Source organism: Desulfobotulus mexicanus, assembly GCF_006175995.1.
In the GTDB taxonomy this organism is placed as follows: domain Bacteria; phylum Desulfobacterota; class Desulfobacteria; order Desulfobacterales; family ASO4-4; genus Desulfobotulus; species Desulfobotulus mexicanus.
Map to the genome: position 1 here is coordinate 1 of NZ_VDMB01000032.1, position 26,399 is coordinate 26,399.

The 26,399-nt window shown below is 47.9% G+C and carries 24 protein-coding genes and 1 tRNA gene; 14 read left to right on the forward strand and 11 right to left on the reverse strand.

Annotated features, from left to right (window positions below):
* Positions 1 to 225: hypothetical protein (locus FIM25_RS17385; protein ID WP_218961362.1), on the forward strand; the 225-nt coding region annotated here is incomplete at its 5' end.
* A gap of 119 nt (positions 226 to 344) precedes the next feature.
* Here FIM25_RS17385 and FIM25_RS15340 read toward each other — a convergent pair.
* The 3 genes from FIM25_RS15340 to rlmD all read right to left on the reverse strand — a co-directional run bounded on the left by FIM25_RS15340 (position 345) and on the right by rlmD (position 4,865).
* Positions 345 to 1,124, reverse strand: coding sequence for a phosphatase PAP2 family protein (locus tag FIM25_RS15340; protein ID WP_139450738.1), 780 nt, complete (start codon positions 1,122 to 1,124; stop codon positions 345 to 347).
* Between the two features lie 117 nt (positions 1,125 to 1,241).
* Entirely contained in the window at positions 1,242 to 3,068 is a 1,827-nt protein-coding gene (locus FIM25_RS15345; protein WP_139450739.1) for an ABC-F family ATP-binding cassette domain-containing protein, read from the reverse strand.
* 399 nt (positions 3,069 to 3,467) lie between these two features.
* Positions 3,468 to 4,865, reverse strand: a complete 1,398-nt coding sequence (gene rlmD, locus FIM25_RS15350) for a 23S rRNA (uracil(1939)-C(5))-methyltransferase RlmD (protein WP_139450740.1) — start codon at positions 4,863 to 4,865, stop codon at positions 3,468 to 3,470.
* A gap of 110 nt (positions 4,866 to 4,975) precedes the next feature.
* On the opposite strand from rlmD, the gene FIM25_RS15355 reads away from it, so the two are divergent.
* From FIM25_RS15355 to FIM25_RS15365, 3 genes are all read left to right on the forward strand, one after another.
* The gene (locus tag FIM25_RS15355; protein WP_179953439.1) at positions 4,976 to 5,758 is read left to right on the forward strand and encodes an alpha/beta hydrolase; all 783 of its coding nucleotides are present in this window, start codon (positions 4,976 to 4,978) and stop codon (positions 5,756 to 5,758) included.
* A gap of 482 nt (positions 5,759 to 6,240) precedes the next feature.
* A complete protein-coding gene (gene glpX / locus FIM25_RS15360; protein ID WP_139450742.1) occupies positions 6,241 to 7,224 on the forward strand; it encodes a class II fructose-bisphosphatase in 984 nt (327 codons plus the stop codon).
* 9 nt (positions 7,225 to 7,233) lie between these two features.
* On the forward strand, positions 7,234 to 8,721 hold the full coding sequence (locus FIM25_RS15365; protein ID WP_139450743.1) for a leucyl aminopeptidase: 1,488 nt from the start codon (positions 7,234 to 7,236) through the stop codon (positions 8,719 to 8,721).
* A 90-nt stretch (positions 8,722 to 8,811) separates the two neighbouring features.
* Here FIM25_RS15365 and FIM25_RS15370 read toward each other — a convergent pair whose 3' ends face one another.
* Both FIM25_RS15370 and FIM25_RS15375 read right to left on the reverse strand, forming a co-directional pair.
* Positions 8,812 to 9,585, reverse strand: coding sequence for an MBL fold metallo-hydrolase (locus tag FIM25_RS15370; RefSeq protein ID WP_139450744.1), 774 nt, complete (start codon positions 9,583 to 9,585; stop codon positions 8,812 to 8,814).
* A gap of 169 nt (positions 9,586 to 9,754) precedes the next feature.
* A complete protein-coding gene (locus FIM25_RS15375; RefSeq protein WP_139450745.1) occupies positions 9,755 to 11,524 on the reverse strand; it encodes a sigma 54-interacting transcriptional regulator in 1,770 nt (589 codons plus the stop codon).
* Between the two features lie 95 nt (positions 11,525 to 11,619).
* Here FIM25_RS15375 and FIM25_RS15380 point away from each other — a divergent pair.
* A tRNA-Leu gene (locus tag FIM25_RS15380) sits at positions 11,620 to 11,706 on the forward strand.
* 387 nt (positions 11,707 to 12,093) lie between these two features.
* Here FIM25_RS15380 and FIM25_RS17185 read toward each other — a convergent pair.
* Together FIM25_RS17185 and FIM25_RS15385 are read right to left on the reverse strand one after the other, a co-directional pair.
* The gene (locus FIM25_RS17185) at positions 12,094 to 12,348 is read right to left on the reverse strand and encodes a hypothetical protein (RefSeq protein WP_179953440.1); all 255 of its coding nucleotides are present in this window, start codon (positions 12,346 to 12,348) and stop codon (positions 12,094 to 12,096) included.
* A 426-nt stretch (positions 12,349 to 12,774) separates the two neighbouring features.
* On the reverse strand, positions 12,775 to 13,377 hold the full coding sequence (locus FIM25_RS15385; protein WP_218961459.1) for a recombinase family protein: 603 nt from the start codon (positions 13,375 to 13,377) through the stop codon (positions 12,775 to 12,777).
* Between the two features lie 298 nt (positions 13,378 to 13,675).
* Between FIM25_RS15385 and FIM25_RS17935 the strand changes: the two genes are divergently transcribed.
* Together FIM25_RS17935 and FIM25_RS15395 are read left to right on the forward strand one after the other, a co-directional pair.
* Entirely contained in the window at positions 13,676 to 13,852 is a 177-nt protein-coding gene (locus FIM25_RS17935) for a type II toxin-antitoxin system HicA family toxin (protein ID WP_139450746.1), read from the forward strand.
* Positions 13,853 to 13,864: 12 nt separating this feature from the next.
* The gene (locus FIM25_RS15395) at positions 13,865 to 14,263 is read left to right on the forward strand and encodes a type II toxin-antitoxin system HicB family antitoxin (RefSeq protein WP_139450747.1); all 399 of its coding nucleotides are present in this window, start codon (positions 13,865 to 13,867) and stop codon (positions 14,261 to 14,263) included.
* Positions 14,264 to 14,448: 185 nt separating this feature from the next.
* On the opposite strand, the gene FIM25_RS15400 is transcribed toward FIM25_RS15395, so the two are convergent.
* Together FIM25_RS15400 and efp are read right to left on the reverse strand one after the other, a co-directional pair.
* Positions 14,449 to 16,422, reverse strand: a complete 1,974-nt coding sequence (locus FIM25_RS15400; RefSeq protein WP_139450748.1) for a response regulator — start codon at positions 16,420 to 16,422, stop codon at positions 14,449 to 14,451.
* A gap of 74 nt (positions 16,423 to 16,496) precedes the next feature.
* Positions 16,497 to 17,060, reverse strand: coding sequence for an elongation factor P (gene efp / locus FIM25_RS15405; protein ID WP_139450749.1), 564 nt, complete (start codon positions 17,058 to 17,060; stop codon positions 16,497 to 16,499).
* 359 nt (positions 17,061 to 17,419) lie between these two features.
* Between efp and guaA the strand changes: the two genes are divergently transcribed.
* The 4 genes from guaA (at position 17,420) to FIM25_RS15425 (ending at position 21,192) form a co-directional block, all read left to right on the forward strand.
* Positions 17,420 to 18,943 carry a glutamine-hydrolyzing GMP synthase gene (gene guaA, locus FIM25_RS15410; RefSeq protein WP_139450750.1) on the forward strand — a complete coding sequence of 508 codons (1,524 nt, stop codon included), beginning with the start codon at positions 17,420 to 17,422 and terminating at the stop codon, positions 18,941 to 18,943.
* Between the two features lie 71 nt (positions 18,944 to 19,014).
* Entirely contained in the window at positions 19,015 to 19,905 is an 891-nt protein-coding gene (locus FIM25_RS15415; protein WP_139450751.1) for a hypothetical protein, read from the forward strand.
* 54 nt (positions 19,906 to 19,959) lie between these two features.
* On the forward strand, positions 19,960 to 20,739 hold the full coding sequence (locus FIM25_RS15420) for an alpha/beta hydrolase (protein WP_139450752.1): 780 nt from the start codon (positions 19,960 to 19,962) through the stop codon (positions 20,737 to 20,739).
* Positions 20,740 to 21,192, forward strand: coding sequence for a metal-dependent hydrolase (locus FIM25_RS15425; RefSeq protein WP_139450753.1), 453 nt, complete (start codon positions 20,740 to 20,742; stop codon positions 21,190 to 21,192).
* Between the two features lie 16 nt (positions 21,193 to 21,208).
* Here the strand turns inward: FIM25_RS15425 and FIM25_RS15430 are convergent, their stop codons facing one another.
* Positions 21,209 to 22,027, reverse strand: a complete 819-nt coding sequence (locus FIM25_RS15430; protein WP_139450754.1) for an AMIN domain-containing protein — start codon at positions 22,025 to 22,027, stop codon at positions 21,209 to 21,211.
* A gap of 458 nt (positions 22,028 to 22,485) precedes the next feature.
* On the opposite strand from FIM25_RS15430, the gene FIM25_RS15435 reads away from it, so the two are divergent.
* The 3 genes from FIM25_RS15435 to FIM25_RS15445 all read left to right on the forward strand — a co-directional run bounded on the left by FIM25_RS15435 (position 22,486) and on the right by FIM25_RS15445 (position 25,396).
* The gene (locus FIM25_RS15435) at positions 22,486 to 23,898 is read left to right on the forward strand and encodes an MFS transporter (RefSeq protein WP_179953441.1); all 1,413 of its coding nucleotides are present in this window, start codon (positions 22,486 to 22,488) and stop codon (positions 23,896 to 23,898) included.
* Positions 23,899 to 24,000: 102 nt separating this feature from the next.
* On the forward strand, positions 24,001 to 24,915 hold the full coding sequence (locus FIM25_RS15440; RefSeq protein ID WP_179953442.1) for an alpha/beta fold hydrolase: 915 nt from the start codon (positions 24,001 to 24,003) through the stop codon (positions 24,913 to 24,915).
* A complete protein-coding gene (locus FIM25_RS15445) occupies positions 24,896 to 25,396 on the forward strand; it encodes an SRPBCC family protein (RefSeq protein WP_139450757.1) in 501 nt (166 codons plus the stop codon). The genes FIM25_RS15440 and FIM25_RS15445 overlap by 20 nt, the downstream gene beginning before the upstream one ends.
* On the opposite strand, the gene FIM25_RS15450 is transcribed toward FIM25_RS15445, so the two are convergent.
* Positions 25,365 to 26,168: a PEP-CTERM sorting domain-containing protein gene (locus tag FIM25_RS15450; RefSeq protein ID WP_139450758.1), complete on the reverse strand. Its 804-nt coding sequence runs from the start codon at positions 26,166 to 26,168 to the stop codon at positions 25,365 to 25,367. The genes FIM25_RS15445 and FIM25_RS15450 overlap by 32 nt on opposite strands.
* Positions 26,169 to 26,399 lie beyond the last annotated feature (231 nt).

Here is a 26,399-nt window from a genome sequence, read left to right on the forward strand (position 1 = left end):
GCGGTACTCAAAGTGACAGGATTAAACATCCTGAGGGCAACTGCGTTCAGAAATCGCCTCAAAAGGGTAAAAAGGGGAGGTGAGGGGGCAAACACCCTTAAATTTGCCCTTCATAAGGTTGTCAAAGAGCGCATTTTACATCTACCAGACTCGATTCATCAATTTGTAAGGATATTTTTGTCCCGGAACAATCTTTTCAACTTTTCCTCACAAAATATGGCTTGAGACTTTTTGCGAGTGCATCTTTATTATTTTCCCATTCTTTCATCAGTGTCTCCCTGGATTTCACCGAGTCGAATAAAAATCGGATTTTTAAGTAGATGCATTGAGTGAAAGCCAGCCCTTCACTTCCATGATACAGAAACTGTCAGGCCATAATAATCCCGATCAACAACAGGGGCAACTGCAATACTCTTATTGCTTTCCCTTCCATGCACGGCCCCAACTGCTTCATAGGCCATATACCATCCCAATACAGCTTGAGAGGCAAAGTGGGCATTATCATTGACCCTTGAAAAGGGAGTGGCCAGCGAAGCAGCATATAATGCATATCTGATAAATATATTATCATTCATTCTGGCCGCCACAATAAACGGGACCGCACCGATGAAGGCGTGTCCGCTTACACCGTTTGAATCGTCCAATGGACGCCATTCAGACCCGTGATCGTGTTCTTCTGGTCTGCCTGCACCTGTAATTCGTTGCATTGCAAACACGGGTATACCGCCAACAAAATATGATCTTGCTGTCTTGCTGCCAAATTCTCCAATTAAGGAGTCTTCTTCAACAAGGGACAGACTCGCCAGAGCCAGAGAAATGGGTATAATATAATCTCGTTCCCCAAAAAATCTTGCATGCTTAGAAAAATCATCCGTTTTCTTACTTCTCATTCGATCCTGATAATGGCTTTGAATCTCTTCATCAAAAAATGTATTTGCTAATATTGCACCACCACTAAAAGCGAAACCAAGTCGAAGAAGTCTGTCTTTGGAGTAATAGTTGCGCTGATCACTCAGGAGATCGTGCATTACACCATCTGATGCACAGGTAAAAACGGGGCAGAAAACTCCGATTACAATGAGCAGCCAAAGAAAAACCATGGAGCATGGTCTGATAAACAACATGCTTTACAGTCTCCTTTTGTCTGTCAGATGATTATAGTGGACCCGGTTTTCAAGACAGCAATTTAAACTTACATACCTCACAGAAATATCGCCGCCACTCCTACCCATTCAAAGCAGTCACCCGGAAATGCCCTGACCTTCGGCCTCCTCCCGCAGGGCTTCCAGCTCCTCCCATCTTGCATAAAGGGCCTCCACCCTGCGGCCTGCCTCTTCAAGTTCCGTGCATAAAGCCTGCAGAACTTCTGCATCCGCCTGAACCTCGGGAGCCAGCATACGCTTATTGCAATCCCCAAGCTCTGTTTCGGCCTCAAGAATCCTCTCTTCCATGCTGTCCAGCTCCCGCTGAAGCTTGTAAGAAAGTTTACCACTGTTTTTCTTTTTTCCCTTTTTGGCGGGCTTATCCCCGTTTTTTTTCTCCTTTGGATTTTCCTTAGCCTTGAGATCGCCCAACCACTGGTCCATGGTGGCAAAAAGCCCGGTATTACCTTCACCATCAAAACCCAGCACCCGCTGGCATACAGTATCCATGAGATAGCGGTCATGGGATACCAGAACCACAGCACCGGGAAATTCCTGCAGACTGTCTTCCAGTACCTCAAGGGATGGAATATCCAGATCATTGGTGGGCTCATCCAGAAGCAGTACATCAGCAGGACGGCGCATAAGATTGGCAAGGAGAATTCTGGCCTTTTCTCCGCCGGAAAGTTTAGCCACCGGCTGATGCAGCTGGTCTGGAATGAAAAGGAATTTTGAGGCCCAGCTTGCCACATGATAATTACGGCCCTGATACATGACACTGTCCCCGTCCGGACACAGGGCCTGCCTTAAAGAGATATTCGGATCCAGATTTTCCCTGGCCTGATCAAAATACACCACAGAAAGCCCCTCTGCCCAGCGGACTTCTCCGCTGTCAGGGTTAAGCTCCCCTGCCAGCATGCGCATGAAGGTGGATTTACCCGCTCCGTTTCTTCCCGCAAGGCCCAGACGCATGCCCGGTGAAAGAACAAGGGATATATGGGAAAAAAGGTCTCTGCCTTCCACACAACCCTTTAGATCAAACACTTCCACAAGCTTTTTGCTTTTGCGGTTGGTGCTGTCAAATTCAATATTTACACGGGTCTGCTGACGGTTCCGAAAACGAACGGCAGCCAGCTCGTCTTCCAGCCTGCCTGCGGCATCAATGCGATACTGGGCCTTGGTGGTTCTGGCCTTGGGCATACGGCGCAGCCATTCCGTTTCCCTTCGCATACGGTTTTCAAGCCTTGCTTCCCTTTCTTCCTGCTGCTGAAGAAAAAGATTTCTATGCTCCCGGAAACGCTCATATCCGCCGATAGCGGAAAAAAAGCCCTCGGGATAATAACGGCCCAGCTCCACAATCCGCTGGCAGACCCTGTCCAGAAAACGGCGATCATGGGAAACGGTTATAAAGGCAAAATCCGCAACCCTCAGCCGCTCTTCCAGCCATAAAATACCTTCCACATCCAGATGGTTGGTGGGCTCATCCAGAAGCAGCAGCTCAGGAAGCCTCACCAGCTCCCGGACAATGGAAAGGCGCTTGCGCCATCCACCGGAAAGGGTTGATACTTTGGCATCAAGATCGGGGAATCCGGCTTCTCCCATAATGCGCCGGATACGTCCATAGGCATCCGGGTCTTCAGGACCTGCGGCGGCGACTTCTTCCAGCACTTCTCTGATGGTAAGCCCTTCATCAAAGCAATCCTCCTGGGAAAGAAAAGCCATTTTAAGGCCTTTTTGCATCAGGGCATCACCTGAATCCGGACTCGTAACACCTCCGATAATCCTCAGCAGGGTACTTTTGCCGGACCCGTTGGGGCCAATCAGCCCAAGACGTTCTCCCTCTGCCACGGCAATCTGAAGGTCTTCAAACAGTAGCTGCTCCCCATAACTTTTGGAAAGCCCTTTCCATGTAAGCAATGCTGCCATAAAATATTCCTTAAAAGCCTTGGTAGTTATTCAGCACATTTTATCATTAAAAAAATGCTCATTAATTTCAGAATCTTGGTTCCAGAAAAAGACAATCGGGCTGTTTGTGAGTGACATTGCAATCGTTTCGGATCAGAGCTTCGCAGACCTGTGCGAAAGAAGCGGCAAACTGTCTGAGCCGCCACAAAGGCAGCGTACTTAAGCCTGCAATGGTAATCAAAAAGCTTATCCTGCCTGTGGCGGGGAGTTTTTGCCGCTTCCGCACAGGTCAAGAAGCTCTAAGAATAAGATTGCGTCACGAACAAATGGCTCGGTTGTCTATACACCTGATTGAAGGTATTCGATTTGTCAAAGGAAAATTATGCTGAACAATTACACGCCCTTTTTTCATTGTAAAGTTCAGCCCTGTCTCCGCCTGAGCTTTGCCACGGCCTCAATGTGAAAGGTGTGGGGAAACATATCCACAGGCTGCACCTCAAGCACCTCGTAATCCTTATGCATCATGGCAAGATCCCTAGCCATGGTGGCAGGGTTGCAGGACACATACACCATGCGTTCCGGTGCCAGTACCAGAATCCGGCTGACCACATCCGGATGCATCCCGGCCCTTGGGGGATCAATGATAATGACATCGGGCTGTATGTCCAGAGCAGGCAGTACATCTTTCATGTCTCCCAGAAGGAAGCGGCAGTTTTCCACACCGTTTTCAAGGCAGTTTTCCCTGGCATCGGCCACGGCACTTTCCACAATCTCAATGCCTGTGATTTCCGAGGCTTTTTCCGAAAGAAAAATGGGTATGGTGCCTGTGCCTGAATAAAGGTCCAGAACCTTTTCACCACCCTTAAGGTCAGCATATTCGGCCACCTTGCCATATAGTTTTTCAGCCCCTGCAGTATTGGTCTGGAAAAATGAGTTCGCTGAAATCTTAAAGCGGAAAGAACCAATGGCATCGTAAATGGCTGGCTCTCCAGATAAAAGAATCTCTTCTTCACCAATGGCCACCCCGGCTTTGCGGCGGGTGACATTGTTCACAACGCTGCAAACCTTGGGAAAAGCCGTGCGAATACGCTCTGCCATGGGTTTCAGAATACTTTCATCCGCTTCCTTTGTGACAAGGTTCACCATAAATACATCATCAATCAGACTGTGACGCAGCATGACAAAGCGCCAGAACCCCTCATGGCTTCTCAGTCCGTACATGGGAAGACCGGATGCAAGTATTTCTTCCCGGATAAAATTCAGAAGCGGACTGGCCATCTCCGGCTGAATGTGGCACTCATGGATATCCAGCACCCGGTCAAAGGCTCCGGGTACATGCAGCCCGATTGCCGCATCCTTTATCACATCGGGGTTGGCAAGCTCTTCGGGCAGAAGCCAGCGGCTGTCCGTACAGGTGAACTCCATCTTGTTTCTGTAGTGGAAGGCCCTTGGGGAAGCCAGAGCAGGAAGAACAGACACACCTTCAATTCCCCCTATATGCTCAAGGGCTTCACCCACCTGAAGGGTTTTATAAAAAAGCTGTTTTTCATAGCTCAGATGCTGCCATTTACATCCGCCACAGTGGGCTGCATAAATGCATGCGGGCTCAACCCTGTCTGAAGAGGGTGAAAGCACTTCCAGGGTTTTTGCCTCTGCATGGCGTTTTTTCTTTTTGAAAATCCTGGCCCTTACCCTGTCCCCGGCAACAGCGTCATCCACAAAAACGGCCAGACCATCAATCCGGGCCAGTCCCCTGCCCCCGAAGGCCATGTCCGTAACATCCAGTTCTATTTCCTGTCTTTTTCTGATATCGCTCATATGGAATCCATTGTTTAAGGTTCTGGGAAGTGACAAAGCAAAAAGTTTTTTATATAGTCTTTTGTTCGATGGAAAATCAAGCATACAAGAATGAACCCAACGAGGAAATCATGCAAGAAACATCTCAAAACCAGACAGCAGGCCAAAAACAGGGCGAAGCCCTTCGCTTTACTTCCGGCAGTTTTTCCCTTTCCGGCTTTCTTCACCTGCCCGATGCCAAAAACCCGCCCATTATCATCGGCTCCCACGGCCTTTTAAGTGATGCGGACTCTGCCAAACAGGTGGACCTTGCAAATAAAATGCTTGCCTGCGGAGTGGGTTTCTTCCGTTTTCACCACAGAGGTTCCGGAGATTCCGAAGGCAGCCTTGCGGAAACCAGCCTTGAAACCCGCGTGGAAGACATGGTGGCAGCCTGGGAAATGCTATCTATGCGCAAAGACCTTGGAAGACCCTTCGGACTTTTTGGCAGCAGCATGGGCGGTGCCACATGCATAGGGGCATGGTCCGCCATAAGGCCTGCAGCCACCTTCCTTGTGGCCCCCCTGATCAAGGGCCGGGTACTGACCCAGCAGGCTCCAGCTGACATGGCAGCCATTCTGGAAGAAAGCGGACTCAAGGAATCTTTTTTTACCGAGAATCTGAATTTTGACCTGACGGAACGCATACCTGCCATGCGCAATGTCTTTGTGGTTCATGGCACCGAAGACAAGGTGGTACCCGTGGAAGAAGGCCATATGGTATATGAACTGGCGGCAGAACCCAAACGCTTTATTGCCTTTGAAGGGGGCGACCACCGCATCAGTCATCCGGGCCATCAGAAAATTCTTCTGAAGAGAGCCTTTGATTTTTTTGAGGAAAAACTGACCCTCAAGGCTAGAACCTGCGGTATGTGAGCCGGTACACCCAGCAGGACACCAGAAAATCCATTCAGAAACGTAATTATTCAGAACATTTTTATATGCAAGATTGTGTATTGTTTTCAAAGTACTGGTTCCTGCAAAAGACAATCGGGCTGTTTGTGAGTGACATTGCAATCGTTTCGGATCAGAGCTTTGTCCGTCACTCAAGCCATAAACCTATAGTCTGCTGTGAAAAAACAATAAGCTTTTTCAGGCTTGAGTGCCGGAGTGCTAATAAGAAGCGGCAAACTGTCTGAGCCACCACAAAGGCAGCGTACAAAGGCCTGCTATGGTAATCAAAAAGCTTATCCTGCCTGTGGCGGCGAGTTTTTGCCGCTTCCGCACAGGGCAAGAAGCTCTAAGAATAAGATTGCGTCATGAACAAATGGTCCGGTTGTCTATGCACCTGATTAAAGGCTTTCGATTTAACGAAGAAAAATTGTGCTGAACAATTACTCAGAAAGAAAGGAAGTACCATGGAAATACCCCAGCGCAACCTTGCCATGGACCTTATGCGCGTCACGGAATCCGCAGCGCTGGCTTCGGCCCGCTGGCTGGGCCGGGGCGATAAAATATCCGGAGACGGGGCGGCTGTGGATGCCATGCGTCTTTCCTTTGCCGCCGTTCCAGTGGAAGGCCGGATTGTCATCGGTGAAGGGGAAAAAGACGAAGCCCCCATGCTGTATAACGGAGAAACCGTGGGCAACGGCACCGGTCCCATGGTGGATATAGCAGTAGATCCCGTAGAAGGAACCAGTCTTCTGGCCTTTGGCAGACCAAATGCCATCTCCGTTGTGGGCATGGCTCCCTATGACACCATGTTCAACCCCGGTCCCAGTTTTTACATGCAAAAACTGGTGGTACCCCAGGCGGCAAGGGATGTGGCGGATCTGGATGCTCCGGTTCCTGAAAACCTTGAAAAAATTGCCAAAGCCCTTGGCAAGGATGTTGAAGATCTTGTTGTTTTTGTGCTGGACAAACCCAGACACAAGCCTCTCATAGAAGCCATCCGTAAAGCAGGGGCAAGGATTCAGCTCCACACGGACGGTGATGTTGCCGGTGCCCTCATGGCCATAGATCCTGACTGTGAGGTAGATATAATGATGGGAACAGGAGGGACGCCAGAAGGTGTACTGGCCGCCTGTGCCATAAGGGGCCTGAACGGTGAAATGCTCACCCGCCTTGATCCCCAGAGCAGCGAAGAAAGGGAAGCCCTGCACGCAGCAGGCATTGACATGAAAAAGATCCGGTCCGTCCGGGATCTTATCAAAAGTGATGATGTCTTTTTTGCAGCCACAGGCATTTCCGGCGGCACCTTCCTTCCGGGTGTGCGGTACACTGGCAGCGGAGCCACAACGGACTCTCTGGTAATCCGGGGACGTACCGGCACCATGCGCTATGTCCGGTCCATCCATAATCTTAAAAAACTGCAGCAGTTCAGTGCCGTTAATTACAGCTAAGGAGATCCCATGCTTTCTGTTCAAACCTGTCCTGGCATGACAGAAAAACCGGATACCAGAATCCTTTTTGTCTCTGAAGACATGCCTCTTTATAAAGAAGAAAACAAAGCCCTTCTCTGTGAAAAAATCAGAAACCTGCCGGAGTTCGGCGGCAAGGCAGAAAAGATCTACTTTGTTTCCATGCCAGAAGAAATGCCCCTTCCCCGTGTGATCCTGGTGGGAGTGGGAAAAAAAGAAGAGCTTGATGCAGAAAGGTTCCGGAGAGCGGCAGCAGCGGCTGTAAAGGCAGCCATGGAAGCAAAGGAAAAAAGCCCTGCCATCTTTCTTCCGGATGCGGAAGAAAGACTAGAGAGTGAGACCACGGTAAAGGCCATACTGGAAGGCCTTGTACTGGCCAACTACCGCTTTGATGTCTACAAAAAGGAAAGTGAACTCAAGGTCCTTGAAAAAATTATCATTCTGGCAGAAAAGGCAGCACTGCCAAGGCTTGAAAAACTGGCTGCCGGTGTAGAGGCCGTCTGTACCGCCACCCACCTGGCCCGGACATGGGTTTCCACACCATCCAATGACAAAAGACCCGAAGCCCTTTGCGATATGCTTGAAAAAGCTGCTGCATCCGAAGGCCTTGAAACCCGGCGCATGGGAAAAAAGGAGCTGGAGCAACTTGGCTTTGGTGCCATGCTTGCCGTGGCTCAAGGCAGCGATGCAGGACCCTGCCTTCTGACCCTGCATTACAATCCTGAAAAAACGGCGGATAAAACAGTCGCCCTTGTGGGAAAGGGTGTCACCTTTGACTCCGGCGGGCTGGACCTGAAACCGCCTGCGGGCATGGAAGGCATGAAGATGGATATGGCCGGAGCCGCTGCAGTTGCGGCCACTGCCATTGCCCTTGCCCGCACACGTCCATCCTTTCGTTTCATTGCAGCCATTCCCATTGTGGAAAACATGCCGTCTGCAACGGCCTACAGGCCGGGGGATGTTTTCCGGGCCTATAATGGTAAAAGCATTGAAGTCATGAACACGGATGCCGAAGGCCGCCTTATTCTCGCAGACACCCTTGCCTGGCTTGCGGACGTGGAAAAACCGGATTTAATGCTGGATATGGCCACCCTCACGGGAGCATGCATGGTGGCCCTTGGGGATGAAATTGCCGGGGGTTTTACGGAAGATTCCATGCTGGCCCATGCTCTTGCAAAGGCAGGGGAAGAAACCTTTGAGCGATGCTGGCCCATGCCCCTGCCCAAAGATTATAAAAAACTGCTGAAAAGCGAACTTGCAGATCTGCGCAATGTCTCCACCACAAGAAACGGAGGCGCCATTACCGCAGCACTGTTCCTGAAAGAATTTACGGGTGAGACAAGGTGGGCACACATTGATATTGCAGGGCCTGCCTATCTGTCCAAGGCATCGGCCTATTGCCCTGTTGGCGGCAGCGGATTTGGTGTGCGGCTTTTGCATCAGCTGCTGACGGATCTTGAAAAGAGCGGGGGGCTTTAAAAAGAAAACGGGTACCTGAGTGTACCCGTTTTCTTATGGCAGTAAATGACAGAATACTTCCTGCAATTACAAGCGAAGCCACCATGCTTTTTAAGCGGGATAATCTTTTAATGCAGGAGAAAAGCGGGTCAGGGGCCGGAGACGTCTCACCATGGGACTCATCCGGGTCCGGGCAAGCAAAACCAGCAGACCATCAACAATTTCTGCCATACCCTCAACTTTTAAAACTCCACCATGGGCCAGTATCAGCCTTTCCACATCCAGATTGCGGATGCGCAGAAGGCTTTCCTCCATTTCATGGGGAAGGGATACGGGAAAGGGAAGCTGAAAACGTCTGTTTACATATAAAATAACATCAGCGGCATAAAGGGTCTTGCTCTGGGCATGGTAAAATACCATATCATGGTTGGTATGGCCCGGTGTTGAAAGTGCCTGCCAGTCCGGAAATTCCGGCAGACGGTCTCCATCCTTCAGGACATAATCCATGCAAACTTTGCGCTTATAGTAAATGTTTTTCCAGGGCTTTTTCATGGCATAAACGACAAAATAACCAAGGGATATGTCAATCTTATGCTGAAAAAACCCACCCGTCCCGGCATACCACCGGTTAATCCCTTCCGGAGCAGCCATCACAAGACCGTACTTTCTTTTTAAAACAGGTGCCGCTCCTGCATGATCCGGATGAATGTGGGAAACGAGCTGTAGTTTAACGTCTGTCCACTGCTTTCCCAGATCTTTTTCCAGCATCCTTTCCATGGCCTTAACATCGCAGTGACATCCCCCGTCCAGTGCCAGAACACGACCATCCGGATAAAGAACAAACAACAGTGCCTGAATATAACCTTCTGCCACAAAAATCCGCATGTTGACTCCACAGATATCTTCTGCCCGGTAACTATTCTGCCGGGTTGCTTCAGAACAATAAAATTTTTTTTAGAGCATCACTATAGGCTAATTTTCGGAAGAGAGAAACCTGAAAATTGATTCATTGCCACAGGCTAACCCTTAAAACATATCCAGTTCTGGATTATTTTTAAGATTCTATGTCCAACTCCTTCATTTTCCTGAAAAGGGTTTTTCTGTGAATACCAAGGCATTTTGCAGTTTCCGCCTTTTTCCAACGATTCTTTTTCAACACCTTTTCTATATATATTTTTTCAAAACTGCTCAGGGCTTCTTTCAGATCCAGAATATGACCGGAAGTATCCATATCAGGCATAATATCCATATCAGCCTCATCCATTCCTATCTTACCGGACAGTTCAATACGATTCATGGTCACATAACGCTGAATAACATTCTGAAGCTCCCTGATATTGCCCGGCCAGCTGTAAGACTGAAGCATGGCCATGATATTAGGAGGAATCACAGGTACACGGCCATCTTCGGCAAACTGCTCCATAAAATGGTAAATAAGCAGGGTCAGATCTTCTCCCCTTTCCCTGAGGGGAGGAAGATGAACGGGGATTATATTAATGCGGTAAAAAAAATCTTCCCGCATCATACGTCGCTTAACCAGCTCCATAAGGTTTCGGTTTGTGGCACCGATTATGCGCAGATCCGGCTGATGCAACTCACTCCCCCCAACGGGAATAAACCCGCCCCCTTCTATGGCCCTGAGAAGTTTAACCTGAAGATTGGTATCAATCTCACCAATTTCATCCATAAAAAGACTTCCACCACAAACCAGATCCAGATATCCTTTTCTGTCGGAAACCGCTCCGGAAAAAGCCCCTTTTTTATACCCAAAAAACTCACTTTCCATCAATCCATGGGGAATGGCGCCACAGTTGACAGGGATAAAAGGCTCTTTTGCACGATCACTGAGATCATGTATGGCCCTTGCCACCAGCTCTTTGCCGGTGCCGGACTCTCCATAGATAATAACGTGGGCACTTGAGGCTGCCGCCTGAAGAATACTGTCATAGACCCTCTGCATAACAGGGCTTTTACCGATGATATTATGAAAACCATAACGATCCCGGATACTGGAACGAAGTCTGAGATTTTCCTTGCGCAAATCGGCTTCCCGCTGCATCAGATTTTCTTCGATACGTTTTCTGTCCGAAATATCTCTCACAATAACAATTACTTCATCTTCAACAAAAGCCACCACCCGGGCCTCATAATACATACGCCCCCTTTCTGAATCAAAGGGGAACTCAAAAATCTGCATCTCACGGGTGGAAAGTGTCCTTTGAATGGCCTGCATGCAGGCACTTATGATCATTTGAGGAAAAATATCCCTTAAATTTTTACCCTCAAGGGTACAGATCCTGCTGGCACACCGCTGATCTTCAAAGGGTTTGTAGTGCAGGCAAAGGCCATCGGGGGCAAGGAGAAGCATCATATCGGGCACAGCATTCAGAAGGGCGCGGGTTTTTGCCTCGCTCTGACCCAGGGCCTGTTCTGCCATCATACGGCGCTGAATATTATGAAAAAAGGTAAGGCTTGCCCTCTGACCTTTCCAGTTAATTTCTATGGCATGAATTTCAAACCAGTTGGCTTCTCCGGATTTTTTTATCAGGCGGAAAGGATAGACATCGGGAACAGGCTCATAGTTCATACGCTGGGCATAGCGCATTTCCACCATGGGAAGATCTTCCGGATGCACAAACTCCCGAAAATGATGATCCACAAGCTCTTCATGGGTATATCCCATGATACGAACACCAATGGCATTGACATAGCGAAGAAAACCATCCTGCAAAACAATAATTCCATCCGTTGTATTCTCAAAAACAAGACGGTCATCCGGATGGATACGATCTGCAACGGACATACTGATTTCTGAAAAAAACATTTTACTTCTTCTCCATAAAAATAAAAAAAGACCTGTTTCAAAAGATTGACAAAAGCCAATCAAAGGCCTATAAAACCTGAACTTTGATCTGCAATGCCTGGATGGCGGAACTGGTAGACGCAAGGGACTTAAAATCCCTCGGTTGAAAAGCTGTGCGGGTTCGATTCCCGCTCCAGGCACCACATAAAATCAAATACTTATAAAAACACGGCCCAAATTATTTTTTTCAAGTTTTCAAAAAGAACACCAAAAAAACAAGCTTTGGTGTTCTTTGTTTACCCTTTTCTTTCCTGAAAGAAAAGAGACTTTCCCTCCTCTGTGTCTGGTGCAAAAATGAAGTGCCACCTTAACAGATCTTTTCCGGATAAATGGGTGCGGATGACGATTTACAGAACCCGCACACAGAACCTGCAAGCTATTTCTTAGTATATTCATATAAAAACAGGACTTTACATAAAACATAAAATTGTCATGCAGGTTCTAAAACGGCATCTTCACCACCAAAACCTGCATTTGTATTTTTAAGGTTTCAAATCAAGTGAACGCTATTACCAGCCCTTCAATCTCCGTCACTTCCGGCAAAACTTCGGGAGTTGCCCGTTTGTCCGTTCTGCAAACGCTCCACAAGACAGCTCATGAACCCTTGCTGCAATGATCTTCCGGCTCCATACATCGATAATCATGTAAAGATAAAAGAATTGTCCCTTGATATCGGTTTTCATGTACGTAATATCCCAGCTCCATAGCTGCCAGAGGCCTCTTGCTGCATATTCTACAGGTTTTTTTGTCTCAGCGGGTTTTGAAGATTCACGGTGGCGCAACATATTCTGCTCTTTTAAAATCCTGTAAAAGCTGGCAACTTTCCCGCAATAAAGAATCTCTTATGGATTGGGATATTTTGTTCCTCTAATATTTTATCGACATGTGGCATATACTCGTTGATATGGTCTTTTAATTCGTTTGACACACAAACGCCTCCTCCATGGAATTTAATGATACCGTCAGCCCACTGGATCTTGCCCCGTAATACCTGCTATTTATTTCAAACTCTTGACTGCACCCATCGCACTAACAGTTTTCCCTGTACGGCCCCAGATACTTCCCAACGAATTGGATATACGGGAGCGCATGATCTTCTTTGTATCTTTGAAAGCAGCTAGGGTAAAGATTCACAAAGAGTCTCTGGTTCCATACCCCGGCCTTTTTTACAAACTTCCGCTCATTACGATAATTCTCTGCCATTGGATTTTTCATGGTCTGGCCTCCTTTATCGCTCTGGATACTGTGAGGCTTGAAACCCCAAGGGATGATTGAATCTCGCTGTAACTTAGCCCACTTTCCCGCAGCTTTAAAATCCGCTGACGCTTATCATCATCTTTCTTTCTCCCTTTGTACCTTCCGGCAACTTTCGCCCGCTCAATCCCCTGTGATTGCCGCCGCCGTCTGTCTTCATAATCCTTGCGGGCAACGGATGCCAGCACGTCAAGCATCATGACCATGACCGCATCAATAAACCTATCTTGGAAGCCCTGCCCTTTTTCTTGTGCCGTTATAAGCTGGTGCGTAAAGGGCAAGTCCAGAGAGACAATAAGAATTCCCTTGCTCTGGATTTCAGTCCTAAGCTCCTGCCAGTCAGCGGCATTTAGCCGGGTGAGCCTGTCCACTGCTTCGAGATGGAGAACATCATCCTTCTGCATAACACTCAAAACCTTGAACAACTCCGGCCTTGCCAGCTTTGCGCCTGATTCGTTTTCGATGAAGTACGCAGCAATGGTCACGCCGTTTTCAGAGGCAAAAGCATCCAGCATACCCTTTGCCCGGCTTGCATCCTGATCCGCTGTGGAGGCTCTCAAATATCCATAAATCCGTCTTTACATGGCTGCATCTCCCTTTTCCATGCTGTTTTTTCAGACTCCTTTACTTAGAAAGTACTTTACCATAACGCTTTACTTAAAATACCCTCAAGCATTTTATAAAGCTGATTTTATTTATTTTTTCCTGAACAAAAAAGAACAGAATTCACTTTACCGGAGGTATACCCAAAATAAACCATCTTTCTGAAAAAGGTTTCTGTTTGTGTAAAGACACAAAAAGGCTTGATTTTGTGTCTTTACACACTTATTCTTTTTCAAAGAAAGGGTTCTGACATCCATGAAAAAAAGTGAACTGGTAAGACTCTTAAAAAAGGCAGGGTTCCAGCAAGAGCAAGGCGGCGTTCATGAAATCTGGACGAAAGAGGGATTCCCCAGAATCCCAATCCCCAGAAATCCAAGGGATATACCCAAAGGGACAGTGCAAAAAATCCTTAAGGCTGCTGGCATAAAATAGAAGGAGGGCCACATGGAATATTATTATGGAATTTTTGAAGTGGGAGAAGAAGGGCTTACGGAAGTTCATTTTCCAGATATTCCAGGATGTGTAACCTTCGGGGAAAACTGGGATGAAGCTTTCAGGATGGCCACGGATGCCCTGGCTGCTTCCTTGGCTGGTCTGGACAAAAAACCCACGGCATCCCCAAGGGAAAAGATCCTGTCCCAGACAAACGGGGGAGATGTTGTCCCGGTGATCTTGGATATCAAGACAATGCGCTCCTATGAAAAATCGGTGCGAGTCAATGTCAGTATTCCCGAAAGCCTCCTGCGTGAAATTGACAGCTTCCGGGGAAAACATGGCAAAACCCGATCAGGGTTACTGGCCGAAGCTGCCGCCACCTACCTGGAAGAAAACGCTCAGGCTTAAATATGTCCCGTTCCTCAAGGAGCAGGAGCTTTTGTGACTTATTGCTCTTCTAGTTCCCTGCCCGTCTTTTTGTGGTACTTAATAGCCCTTTAGCCTGCTTCAACAAAGAAAACTTCAAGTGACATATATCCTGGCACTTACCGTAATGTGATTACCAAATATTTACCTGAATACTCTCTGTATTTTTACAAGTCTGATGATGCCTGAAGACAGGATTCCACAAATACATGCAAGCCCTGCCTGCGAAGATTGCTGATATCCGTAAAAAAGATTTTCCTGTAATCTCCGGTATGAAGACTGCTGTTTTTGTTCTCCGAAAAAACAATAAAAATGGGAACACAGGCTTTGCCAGCAAGCTTTTCCCAGTGCCGGATCTGAAAAAGGGTCTGCTGCATGGCTTCACTGGAAAATCGCATGAAAACACCGTCAAAATGCCCGTTCTCTGCAACATAGGCCGTCAGAAGGGCGGCTGCATCACTAAAACACTCTCTCCTGTAACCGGAAGAACGGGCAAAACATTCCAGAACATTTTCCGGAGACGACTCCCCAATCAGCATGCGGAATGACTTTTTCTGCACTTCCCGCAAACGATGCCGGGTCAGCATTCCCTCCCCATGTTTTTCACCAAGAAGACGAGCAACCATCTCCAGAAGAAAGGTTCTTGATACGGGCTGGGTAAGATAGCCAGCGTAACCAGCATTTCTGCAAAAACCCGCACTGCCGGGGACGGGACGGGACAGGGCTATGACCGGTACCTTCTGGAATATTCGGTTCAATTCATAGGGATGTTTTGCTTTTTCAGGATTTTCCATGGCAAAAACAACCAGATCCGGAATATCATCCATGGAAATACCATCTTCACAGGAAAAAACATCAACGGCGGCACCCGCAGCCCGTATATACTGAGCACAGATTTCTGCCTGTCTTGCGTTGGAATCCACCACATAAATTTTTTTACCAGCAAGCTTTATGGGAATGTCGCCGGATTCACCAGTAACTTCAAAATCTCTGGCCACATTTATTGTGAAACGGAAGGTAGAGCCTCCATCCGGGTTGTTTCCTGCACTGATTTCCCCACCCATCATTTCCACAAGCCTGCGGCATATGGCAAGCCCCAGACCAGACCCCCCATACCTGCGGGTCCATGTTCCCTCTGCCTGCCTGAATGCCCCAAAAATAGCATCTTCTTCTCCCAGTGGAATCCCTATCCCCGTATCCTTCACGGAAAAAACAAGAGTAATCCCCTTTTCTTCCTCCTTTTCCACACCCACGGAAAGGGTAATTTCCCCATCTTCCGTAAATTTCAGGGCATTGGCCAGGAGATTGATTAAAACCTGACGCAGCTTCTGGGGGTCTCCCACAAGGCGGGCTGGCACATTATCTTCAAAGTGGGAAATCAGGGAGACCTTTTCTGGATTCATACGGCTGCGCAGCATTTCCACAGCATCAAAACACAGAATTTCAATGTCAAAGGGAATTTTCTCCATGGACACTTTTCCGGCCTCGATTCGGGCGAAATCCAGAATATCATTTAAAAGCTGTAAAAGGGTTTCACTGCTGGATCTGATAATGCTTAGAAATTCCTGCTGTTCATCATTAAGGGGTGTATCCATAAGCAAATCTGCAAAACCGATCAAGCCGTTCAAAGGCGTACGTATTTCATGGCTTATTCCCGCAAGAAATTCGCTTTTGGCCCTGGATGCCGCTTCCGCCTTTGAAGCCAGATGACCCGAAACAGCGACCATCTTTTCCAGGGAAGTATTCATGGCACTTAAGGAATTGATGTATTCCCTCTCCCGCTCCACCCGACGGATACGTGCCAGAAGTTCCCTTCTCTCAAAAGGCTTGCTCACATAATCCGAAGCTCCGGCATCCACAATGTCCGCATAATTGTAACGTTCGGACATTCCCGTCATGACCATGACATCCAGAGCAGGATATTCCCTGTGCAGTGTCTTCATGAATTCAATACCATCCATGCCGTGCATACTGATATCCGTAATGACAAGCCCCGGCAGATCCTTCCTGACCTCAGCCAGGGCCTCATTCCCATCGATGGCAAGGCAGCACTCATAACCTTCCCGGGTTAGCATGCGGTGCAACAGCTGCCGAAGGGCCGGATCATCATCCACTACCAGTATTTTCTGAAAACGAAACATTATGCACCATCCGGGAGAAGGTTTTGGATACTGACAGGTCAGGACCGTAATTGCGGACCTGACCCTTTTGCTTTTTATTCCTTTACCCGCTCCACATACTGACCCGTACGGGTATCAATGCGTATTTTCTCACCCTCTTCCACAAAGGAAGGAACCTGAACGGATACACCGGTTTCCAGAACCGCAGGTTTGGAATTCCCGGAGGCCGTATCTCCCTTTACCCAGGGCTCGGCTTTGGTCACCACAAGGTCGATAAAATTGGGCAGGGTCACACCAATGGCTTTACTGCCCCAGAAGAGAACACTGCACACCGTATTTTCCTTGAGAAAGTCCGTGACTTCAGACACCTGATCCGGCGTGAGAAATTCCTGCTCAAAGGTTGAGGTGTTCATAAAGCAGTAATTTTCTCCATCCATGTAGGAAAATTCCATGGTACGTTCTTCAAGATCGGCCTTGTTGAATTTTTCTCCGGAACGGAATGTCCGGTCAAACTGGCTGCCGCTTATCATATTTTTAAGGCGGCACTTATAAAGGGCCTGTCCCTTACCCGGCTTTACGAAATCAAACTGGGTAACTACATATGGATCACCCTCATACTCAATTTTAAGGCCTTTACGAAGATCAGAACAATCAAGCATACATCATCTCCTTTTAATTCATCCAGAAAAAATCAGGGAAGATCATAAATCCGCCCCCAAAAAAGGCCTCCTTGGAAGGAAGCCTTCTGATCATAAAAAAATCCGTTCACTGATTCCAAGATACCGGATTCCATAAACTTAATGTCAGAGTCAGCCCCTAAAAAAACTTCCGGAAAGCCTGCTTGACAATACTCGCCTTTTCTACCATATTTTCAAAAGCTTCGCAATTATTCATCCACAAATGCCCTTCCATCTTTCTGTCCTGCAGGATTCCGGCTTGCAATTTCAGAGAATTTGTTGGAAAAAAGGCCAGTTTTTTTAATCTTCCAAAGACCCTACCCTCCCTTAGGAGTATCCTGATGATTCTCATTATTGATTTCGGTTCCCAGTTCAACCAGCTCATTGCCCGCAGAGTAAGGGAGCATTCCGTTTACTGTGTGATTGAGCCACCTTCGGTTTCCATGGAAAATATAAAGTCTTTGAAGCCTCAGGGCATCATCCTTTCCGGCGGTCCGGCCAGTATTTATGATGAAGACAGCCCAAGGGTAAATCCGGCTGTTTTTGAACTGGGAATTCCTGTTCTGGGTATCTGCTATGGCATGCAGTTCATGGTGGATACCTTCGGAGGCTCCGTAAAAAAATCTGAAAAAAGAGAATACGGTTTTGCCACCCTGAATATCCGCAGCAGAGACGATCTTTTTGCAGGCCTTGAAGATACCACCTGCTGGATGAGCCACGGAGATTCCATAAATACACTGCCCGAAGGTTTTACAAGTACAGCCGATACAGCCAATACGCCCGTGGCGGCCTGTCATTATCCTGAAAAAAAATTCTATGGTGTTCAGTTTCATCCGGAAGTGGAGCACACAAAGGAAGGACGGAAAATCATAGATAATTTTCTTTCCATCTGCGAATGTTCCCGCAACTGGACCATGGCTTCCTTTGCAAAAGAAACCATAGAGGATATAAAAAGGACCGTAGGTGAGCATAAAGTTGTTCTGGGACTCTCCGGTGGTGTGGATTCTTCGGTGGCTGCGGTACTCATTCATAAGGCCATAGGAGATCAGCTCACCTGCATTTTTGTGGATAACGGTCTTCTGCGTAAAGATGAGGCAAAAATTCTGGAAGAAGTTCTTAACAGAAACCTTAATATGAACATCCGCTTTGTAGATGCCAGAAAAAGCTTTCTCTCTTCCCTTTCAGGGGTCACGGACCCTGAAAAAAAACGAAAAATAATCGGTAATCTTTTCATAGAAATCTTTGATGCTGAAGCCGAGAAGATTGAAGGTGTTACCTTTCTCGGTCAGGGAACCCTGTATCCGGATGTCATTGAATCCAGATCCGCCTTTGGCGGTCCTTCAGCAGTGATTAAAAGCCATCATAATGTGGGCGGACTGCCTGAAACCATGAACCTGAAACTGCTGGAACCCCTGCAGTATCTTTTTAAAGATGAGGTCCGCATTCTGGGCAAAGAGCTTGGTCTCACCGATGAAATGGTCTGGCGTCAGCCCTTCCCCGGCCCGGGTCTTGGCATACGCATTCTGGGAGAAATTACCGAAGAACGTCTAAATATTCTGAAAGAGGCGGATGCCATTCTCCTTGAAGAAGTCAAGGCCGAGGGTATTTACAAGGATCTCTGGCAGAGCTTTGTGGTGCTTCTCCCCATCCGTACCGTGGGTGTCATGGGTGATCACCGCACCTATGAGTTCACCTGTGTCATCCGGGCTGTGAACAGCAAGGATGCCATGACCGCAGACTGGGCCAGACTGCCCCATGAGTTTCTGGCACGGGTTTCCAGCCGTATAATCAATGAGGTCAGAGGCATCAACCGTGTGACCTATGACATCAGCTCCAAGCCTCCGGCAACCATTGAGTGGGAATAATTATTTCTGCCGCCTGCCCCAATGGAAGCAGGCGATTCCAACATCTGATGCAAAAAGGATAAGATTCTGCCATGTCCCTGCGGGAAAATAATGATCATACAGCCTTTGAAACCGAACGCATGCAAAAGCGTATTGACGGACTCTCTTTCCGTATGACACTGGCTCTTCTCGTCACAGCAGGTGTTCTGGCAGGTATCTTCTTTACCCTGCACTCCAGAATACAGCAGGATATGAAAGCCATTCAGCTGCAGCAGGCAAGTGTTCTTTCCGATAGCAAACCCATGGAACAGAAAATATTTGAACTTTCTGCCCGCAGCGAAGACCTTTCAGATATTCTGAATAAACAGACACAGACCCTCAACAGACTCCAGCAGCTTATGGAGGAAACCCAGAAAAATTCTCAGGAACAGAAGCGAACCCTCAGCGGCCAGATCAAAGAATTTGACAGGAGGCTGGCATCCATGGAAAATCAGGAAAAACCCGATGCCAGCATTCTGAACACCCTCAATGAAAACATGACCAGGACCCGTAACAGCCTGCATGCTGAACAGGAAGAGCGGAAAAAACTGGCTTCTGAACTGGCTGCTCAGGTACGGGGAAATGCAAGGTTAAAACAGGTTCAGGAAAACCAGAAAAATGAACTGGCGCAACTTCTTAAAAGTACAAAGGAAATGGAGCAGGCCCAAAAAAGGGACAGCCAGCTCCTGCAAAATATTCAGAAAGAACAGCAGGCTCTGAAAAAGAATTTTGAAATACCCGCAGATATGGCTAGAAAATCAGATATTGATAATCTTGCCCGACGCAGCGAAAATGAACGGGCTTCCCTTGAAAACCGGATCAACAGAAAATTCCAGCAGCTGCAGGTGGCCCTTGATGCTGCCTTAAGGAGTGGAAGTCCCGCTGCTGATGGCAGCCGTACACCAGCAGCACCCATTGTTCAGCAGGAACTGCTGCCGGAATAAAATCCCTATGGCATTTTTTTTATGAATAAAAACCTTTTATGACCGGAGGCAAAGATGAATGACAATCATATTCTGGCTGCCCTCAACCATCCTGCAGTACAAAGGGTACTCTTTCATCCCAGAGCCGATCATACCCCTGCTCCCCTGCCCCCCGCCTCCCTTAAGGATATACATACACCCGAAGGCATACGGCTTTCCGGTGAATATCACAGTTGTGGCAAAACAGAAGCCCCTCTGCTGCTCTTTTTCCATGGCAACGGAGAAATTGCCTCGGAATACAGGGATCTGGCCCCATTTTTCACAGCTCTTGCATGGGATTTCCTTGTGATGGATTACAGGGGATACGGAAGATCCCAGGGAGAACCTACGGCCATAAACCTTCAGGAAGACGCCCTTTTTGTTTTTGACACGCTTCAAAAAGAAAAACCCGCAAGACCCATTGCCCTCATGGGCCGGTCTTTAGGCAGTGCCGCTGTTCTGTATATTGCCTCCCAAAGACCCGAATCCATCAGCGCTCTGATAATTGAATCAGGATTTGCCGATACCCAACCCCTTATCCGTCTGCTGGGGGCGGATATGAAGGCTTTGGGCATTCCGGAGGATGCGGATTTCGGCAACCTCAAGGGTATTCAGAGCTTTACCGGCCCCACCCTGATCATCCACGGGGAAAATGATCATGTAATACCCATCAGTCAGGCAGAAAAGCTGAAGAAAAATGCTGCAGGCCAGCCCCTGCAAATGCTTGTAATTCCCATTGCCGACCACAACTCACTTTTTTATTATGGACTCAAATCCTATTTCGCAGCTCTGGGAGAGCTACTGGAGAAGGTCTGAATGCCCGGATATAGAGCACACCTCGGTTTTGGTTTCACACTGGGACTCATCTGCCTTGCAGGACTTTTTTTCTGGGGTATGTACCGGCCACCCATAGAAACCATGGCCATTCTCCTGGGACTCTGCCTTGTGGGGTCCCTGACTCCTGATGTGGACACAGATTCCAAGGGCCAGAACCTCGTCTACAGCCTTCTGATTCTCTTTGATCTCTTTCTGATTTTTAAGGGAGAATATAAATGGGCCGCCATACTGGGTTTCTGTGCCATGCTGCCCGCCATTGGTCACCACAGAGGCTGGACCCACACCTGGTGGGCCATGCTGCTCATTCCCCTGCCCATTCTGGCTGCCCCGGTCTATCTTTTTCACCAGCCATGGCAACAGGTACTTCCCTATTATCTTGCCTTTGTGCTGGGTTTTTTCTCCCACCTTCTTCTGGATCGTCAATTTTTCTGATGAATAATTTGAATGCTTAAGGAATATCCATAAGCACAAGAACCACCTCAAGGCCTGAATCAATGGGTTCCTTCTGATAGGAACCCTTCCATCCTTCCTGCATATCCAGAACAATACGAACCCTGTCTTCGTGGGCAAAATGACGCACACTGGAAATATGCATGCTGTCAAGATCCATCCGCTGTTCTGATCTGTAAGGCGATTCCATATTATTTAAATCCAGCACAATACGTCTAGGATTTTCAAGGGTAAAGGTTTTTACATCATGAATTGCAGCCCCTGCGATAATAACAAGACGCCCGGACGAGTCATCAAACCTGATCTCTTTCAAGAGAGGTCTTTTTCTCACTTCCACATCTTTTTTACGGATCTCCTTTACTTCACCGGAGATACCAGAAAGAAGCTCCATTCCTTCCATGGCGTTAATATTCAGGTCCACAGGTATTTTTTCAGAAGAACTTACCTCCCCTTCAGTCTCAGCAGACCCCCCTGTCAAATAAGATGACTCCATATCATTTTTTCCATGACCTGACATTCCGGAAACTTCTGCAGAAAGCTGATGGTTATCCTTATTCTCTTCGTAGGCCATTAAGTATGGCAAGTCTTCTTTCCCTTCATGGACAAGGGCAAGGGATTCTTCTCCTGTAAAACTATCTCCGAACGACTGGTTTCTCGATTCAGGAACAGATACAAGATAACGACCTGAGTTTTTACTTACATCAGTCTCAAGAATAGCCACAGTACCGTTTGTGCTGCCCATGAGCTGCAGACCAAGAATGAGACTCCATATAAAAACAAGCAGTATACCAACACCTGCAAACCCCCATTTTACCATCTTAAATCCTCCTCAGCTCTATCCATGTATCCCTTACTTCCAACAGCCCTTGAATAAAAACGATCTCTGTTCACTGCAATACTTCCATGGAATTTTTATTCAGCCTACGGTATTCATTTGCCTGACTGTATCTGACAGAATAAAGTCGGCAAAGGAACAGTCTCATATTTTTTTTACCTGACATCTTTTTGTATTCACCTACGATAATGACAGCCTGAAAACCAGATTTATTTATGATTGCCAGCATACCACACAAGGATAAAGTACTGATTAAAAAGAAATTAAATCATAAAAAAAATACAGGCTTTGTTTTTTATTCATCATTCTGACTGGAAAACCATCAAGTCAGACCTGTATTTGACAAAAATGGGATCTTGGGACTATGCCATTTTTCCATGGCTGTTCTCAGGGCCGTAATACAATTTTATACCCATAACCCGAAAACAGGATTTTCCGGAATGCAGACAGCATCAGAGAGCAACCGGCCATGGCAGGTCTTTTTCCTTGTAGCCATAGGCGTTTTCATGTCCACCCTGGACAGCAGCATAGTGAATGTCGCCCTCCCTGCCATTCTCAAGGATTTCAATACCAGCCTTGCCATGACCGAATGGGTGGTCATGATCTATCTGCTTACCATCACCTGCTTTCTGCTGACCTTCGGCAGGCTGGGAGATATGCTGGGCCGCAAACGCATCTATGCCACAGGCCTCCTTGTCTTCACCCTTGCTTCCATGCTCTGCGCCATGGCCCCCAACGTTCAGATGCTCATAGGTGCACGCCTGCTGCAGGGGCTGGGTTCTGCCATGATCATGGCCTGCACGCCAGCCCTTCTGGTGGATGCCTTTCCAGACTCCCAGCGGGGCAGGGTACTGGGACTCAATGGTGCAGTTGTGGCCTGCGGTCTGACCGCCGGACCTGCCATCGGCGGATTTCTTCTTTCCCTTGGCTCCTGGCGGCTAATTTTTTATGTCAACATCCCCATAGGTCTTCTGGCAACTATCCTTGTCATGATGACACTCCGTGAATCCGGTCCTCAAAGCCGCATCAACGCCTTTGACTGGCAGGGCACCCTGCTGGCCGCCTTAAGTCTGGGCCTCCTGCTCATGGCCCTCACCCACGGCTATGACTGGGGTTTTAACTCCCTTCCGTTTATCACAGTGCTGATCTTAAGCCTTCTCTGCATGGCTCTTTTTATTTTAACAGAAAAAAAGAAAAAAGATCCCCTGCTGGATATCTCCCTTTTTCACAAGCGACATTTTGCCCTGCCTGCCCTCTGTGGCCTGCTTCTATTCTGCAGCCTTTTTTTCATGGTATTTCTCATGCCTTTTTATCTTATGCTTTTTGCGGGTTATTCCAGCTCCCTGACGGGAAAAATGCTGATGATTCCCTTTGCCTTTCTTCTGATATTCTCACCCCTTGCAGGCAGTCTTTCTGACCGTATGGGCTCCCGCCTCCTTTGTACAACAGGACTTTTTATCATGGCCTGTGGCATGACAATGCTCTCGGGTCTCAACGCCTCCCATGGCGTCTGGGATATCGCATGGCGAATGGCTCTGGTGGGAATCGGTACTTCCATATTTGTCTCACCCAACTCCGCCGCAGTCATGGGCGGAGTTCCCGCAGCCCACAGAGGTTCAGGCGGAGCAGTGCTTGCCTCGGCCAGAAACCTTGGCATGGTATTGGGTGTGGCCCTTGCCGGTGCAATTTTTCATTTTATCTTTGACAGCAGAAGCGGCGGGGCTTCCCTTGCTGAATTATCAAAAAATGACATGACGATTTTCATTGAGGCCTTTGGCATGGCCATGGGAACAGGAGCCGCCATCGCCTTTTTTACCATGATTCCCTCCTGGCTGCGGGGTAGTGGGAAATGAAGCCCTTGACCGCAGGCATATGAACCCTTATTCTTGCTGGCACTGTTAACTTTTTGTAAAATCCTTCTGATCATGACAACAGAAAGACAAGGAAGCCTGCAAATGATTCTGCACGAACCCAAAGAGGGTTACATCCACCATCCGGAAAAAGGCCCCCTTCATTATATCGACTGGGGCGGTGAAGGCCCCATGGCCCATCTTCTTCATGCCAATGGCTTCTGTGCCGGAACCTATGATCCCCTGATCCGTCTCATGTCTGAAAAACTACATGTCATCGGCAGCGATGTCCGTGGCCATGGCAGCTCCCTTTCACCTGTTGAGATGCCCATACGTCACTGGAAAGTTTTTGCGGATGATCTGGAATTCATGGTTTCCAGCCTGATGAAGCCTCCTGTCATAGGAATAGGTCATTCATTAGGAGCCGTTACCACCCTCATTGCGGCAGCCAGACATCCTGAACTTTTCTCCTGCATCATCCTCATGGATCCGGTAATTCTGCCAAGACGTTATCTCATGTTCATGGGCTTTTTACGCATGACCGGACTCATCGGACAATTCCCCCTGGCAAAGGGTGCAAGGCGCAGAAAATTTGTTTTCAAAGGCAAACAGGAAGCCCTTTCCCGCTTTACCGCAGGCCGGGGTATTTTCAAAACATGGGACCCTTCCTTTGTGGACGCTTACCTTGAATGCGGGCTGCTGGAAGTGGATGAAGAAACAGCCATTTTAAAATGTGATCCGGAACTGGAAGCCCAGATATTTGAATCAGTGCCTGCCGATATCTGGTCCTATGCAAAAAAGGTTAAATGTCCGGTCCTTGCCATACGGGGAAAAAAATCCGATACCTTTGTTCAGGATGCCGCAGACAGATTCAGCCGCACGGTAAAAGACTGCGAACTTGTGGTTGTGGATAAAAGCGGACATTTTGTTCCCATGGAGCAGCCTGCGATCTGTGCAGAGCACATCCTTGACTTCATCCAGCGCAAAGGACCAGGAATCCATGAAACTGCAGCGGCTTGAAAGGCAGCAGATTCTTAAAGGCAATATCTCAGAAATATGGGCCTTCTTTGCCGATCCGGCCAATCTTGAAAAAATAACACCGGAGTGGATGCACTTTGACATCCGCTCCGGCCATGAAAAGCCCATGTTTCAGGGCCAGATACTCGAATACCGCATCAAGGCCATCGCAGGTATTCCCATGACCTGGGTCACGGAAATCACCCATGTTAAAGAAGGTGAATATTTTGTGGATGAGCAGCGTTTCGGACCTTACCGCCTCTGGCATCATCTGCACCGCTTCAGCCCCTGCGATGGAGGTATTCTCATGGAAGACTGCATCCATTATGCCCTGCCCATGGACCCCTTCAGCAGACCTGTTCACCCTTTCATAAGAAAAAAGCTGGAAGCTGTTTTTTATTACAGAAAAAAAGCCATTCAAAAAATTTTTTTAAGCTCTGAAGATATCCCTATTAAAAATCTCGGATTATCAACTGCCCTATAAAACATCCCGAATCATTTCCGATACCCCCTGTTACAGGGGGGCCTTTTTCTTCTTCCCCTGAAGATTCCAGAACCACTCCGGACAATACAGCCACTCCATCCAGATCAAAGCCTGCGGAATATCTTGTAGGGTGAGGCGCATAAACCGGGTTTCCGTGACTGTCCTTCTGGCTGCCATCCCCCACCACATCCACAAGCCGTACATAAAAAATGCGGCTGAGATTTACCTCTCCTGAAATCACAGCCTCTTTTCCCTTAAGCTGATCCAGATCAAAGGGTGTGCCAAAACCTGCCCTGTACTTTCCAGCAAATCCATCAATATGGGTGGGATTCACATGTCCAAAGGAATGGACCGGATTTTTGGTAAGGGACTCGTTGGGAAATCGAACAAAGGTCTGCCCGTCCGTGGATACTTCCACAAAGGCCAGCTCCAGAAAGGTGTCGCTGAAACTGTTACCAAAAGCAGCAAAATCATAACCATTTCTGTTTTCTATTGGGAAATCAAAACTTAAGGTAAGGCTGCCTCCCATTCCAAGGGAAACCACATCCGAAGTAATGCCACTGGCTATGCCAAGGGCTTTATTGGGATTCTTCCATGGATCTTCCACAGCCTCACAGGGCATATAGTCACGCCAGCCCGAAGCCCATCCTATGATTCCTTCATGGTTAATGGAAATAGCTGTGGAGCCTGCCCTTCCGGCCTCGGGAGCATGGGGCCCCTCACCCGCCAGACATAAAAAGGGCAGAAGCAAAAGAGTCAGAAAAGGGGTCACCCATTTAAAGGACCTGTCAAGTAAAAAAACACCTCTCCTGTTCAAGCGTCACCTCTTTTTTTGCTTGATTACGGTTAACTCAGAATGGTGCAGGTGGCCTGTCTGAATTCGCATCTGAAATTCCAATTTTATTGGGATGGCGGAATAATGATCCGCACCAGTCACCCATCGGGATCCAGGCTTGCTGTGTTCTGTTGTACAGAACCGGCAGCCCCCTCCGCCAGAAGGCGG

Excerpts from the sequence above, each read along its gene's own strand:
- FIM25_RS15375 (WP_139450745.1), bottom strand. The coding sequence starts at position 11,524 with ATGTTTTTTTCAGAAATCAGTATGTCCGTTGCAGATCGTATCCATCCG.
- FIM25_RS15435 (WP_179953441.1), top strand. The coding sequence starts at position 22,486 with ATGCAGACAGCATCAGAGAGCAACCGGCCATGGCAGGTCTTTTTCCTT.
- FIM25_RS17185 (WP_179953440.1), bottom strand. The coding sequence starts at position 12,348 with ATGTTGCGCCACCGTGAATCTTCAAAACCCGCTGAGACAAAAAAACCT.
- FIM25_RS15430 (WP_139450754.1), bottom strand. The coding sequence starts at position 22,027 with ATGGTAAAATGGGGGTTTGCAGGTGTTGGTATACTGCTTGTTTTTATA.
- FIM25_RS17935 (WP_139450746.1), top strand. The coding sequence starts at position 13,676 with ATGAAAAAAAGTGAACTGGTAAGACTCTTAAAAAAGGCAGGGTTCCAG.
- FIM25_RS15365 (WP_139450743.1), top strand. The coding sequence starts at position 7,234 with ATGCTTTCTGTTCAAACCTGTCCTGGCATGACAGAAAAACCGGATACC.
- FIM25_RS15420 (WP_139450752.1), top strand. The coding sequence starts at position 19,960 with ATGAATGACAATCATATTCTGGCTGCCCTCAACCATCCTGCAGTACAA.
- FIM25_RS15340 (WP_139450738.1), bottom strand. The coding sequence starts at position 1,124 with ATGTTGTTTATCAGACCATGCTCCATGGTTTTTCTTTGGCTGCTCATT.
- FIM25_RS15400 (WP_139450748.1), bottom strand. The coding sequence starts at position 16,422 with ATGTTTCGTTTTCAGAAAATACTGGTAGTGGATGATGATCCGGCCCTT.
- FIM25_RS15395 (WP_139450747.1), top strand. The coding sequence starts at position 13,865 with ATGGAATATTATTATGGAATTTTTGAAGTGGGAGAAGAAGGGCTTACG.
- efp (WP_139450749.1), bottom strand. The coding sequence starts at position 17,060 with ATGCTTGATTGTTCTGATCTTCGTAAAGGCCTTAAAATTGAGTATGAG.
- FIM25_RS15415 (WP_139450751.1), top strand. The coding sequence starts at position 19,015 with ATGTCCCTGCGGGAAAATAATGATCATACAGCCTTTGAAACCGAACGC.
- guaA (WP_139450750.1), top strand. The coding sequence starts at position 17,420 with ATGATTCTCATTATTGATTTCGGTTCCCAGTTCAACCAGCTCATTGCC.
- FIM25_RS15425 (WP_139450753.1), top strand. The coding sequence starts at position 20,740 with ATGCCCGGATATAGAGCACACCTCGGTTTTGGTTTCACACTGGGACTC.
- FIM25_RS15440 (WP_179953442.1), top strand. The coding sequence starts at position 24,001 with ATGATTCTGCACGAACCCAAAGAGGGTTACATCCACCATCCGGAAAAA.
- FIM25_RS15345 (WP_139450739.1), bottom strand. The coding sequence starts at position 3,068 with ATGGCAGCATTGCTTACATGGAAAGGGCTTTCCAAAAGTTATGGGGAG.
- FIM25_RS15355 (WP_179953439.1), top strand. The coding sequence starts at position 4,976 with ATGCAAGAAACATCTCAAAACCAGACAGCAGGCCAAAAACAGGGCGAA.
- rlmD (WP_139450740.1), bottom strand. The coding sequence starts at position 4,865 with ATGAGCGATATCAGAAAAAGACAGGAAATAGAACTGGATGTTACGGAC.
- FIM25_RS15370 (WP_139450744.1), bottom strand. The coding sequence starts at position 9,585 with ATGCGGATTTTTGTGGCAGAAGGTTATATTCAGGCACTGTTGTTTGTT.
- FIM25_RS15445 (WP_139450757.1), top strand. The coding sequence starts at position 24,896 with ATGAAACTGCAGCGGCTTGAAAGGCAGCAGATTCTTAAAGGCAATATC.
- glpX (WP_139450742.1), top strand. The coding sequence starts at position 6,241 with ATGGAAATACCCCAGCGCAACCTTGCCATGGACCTTATGCGCGTCACG.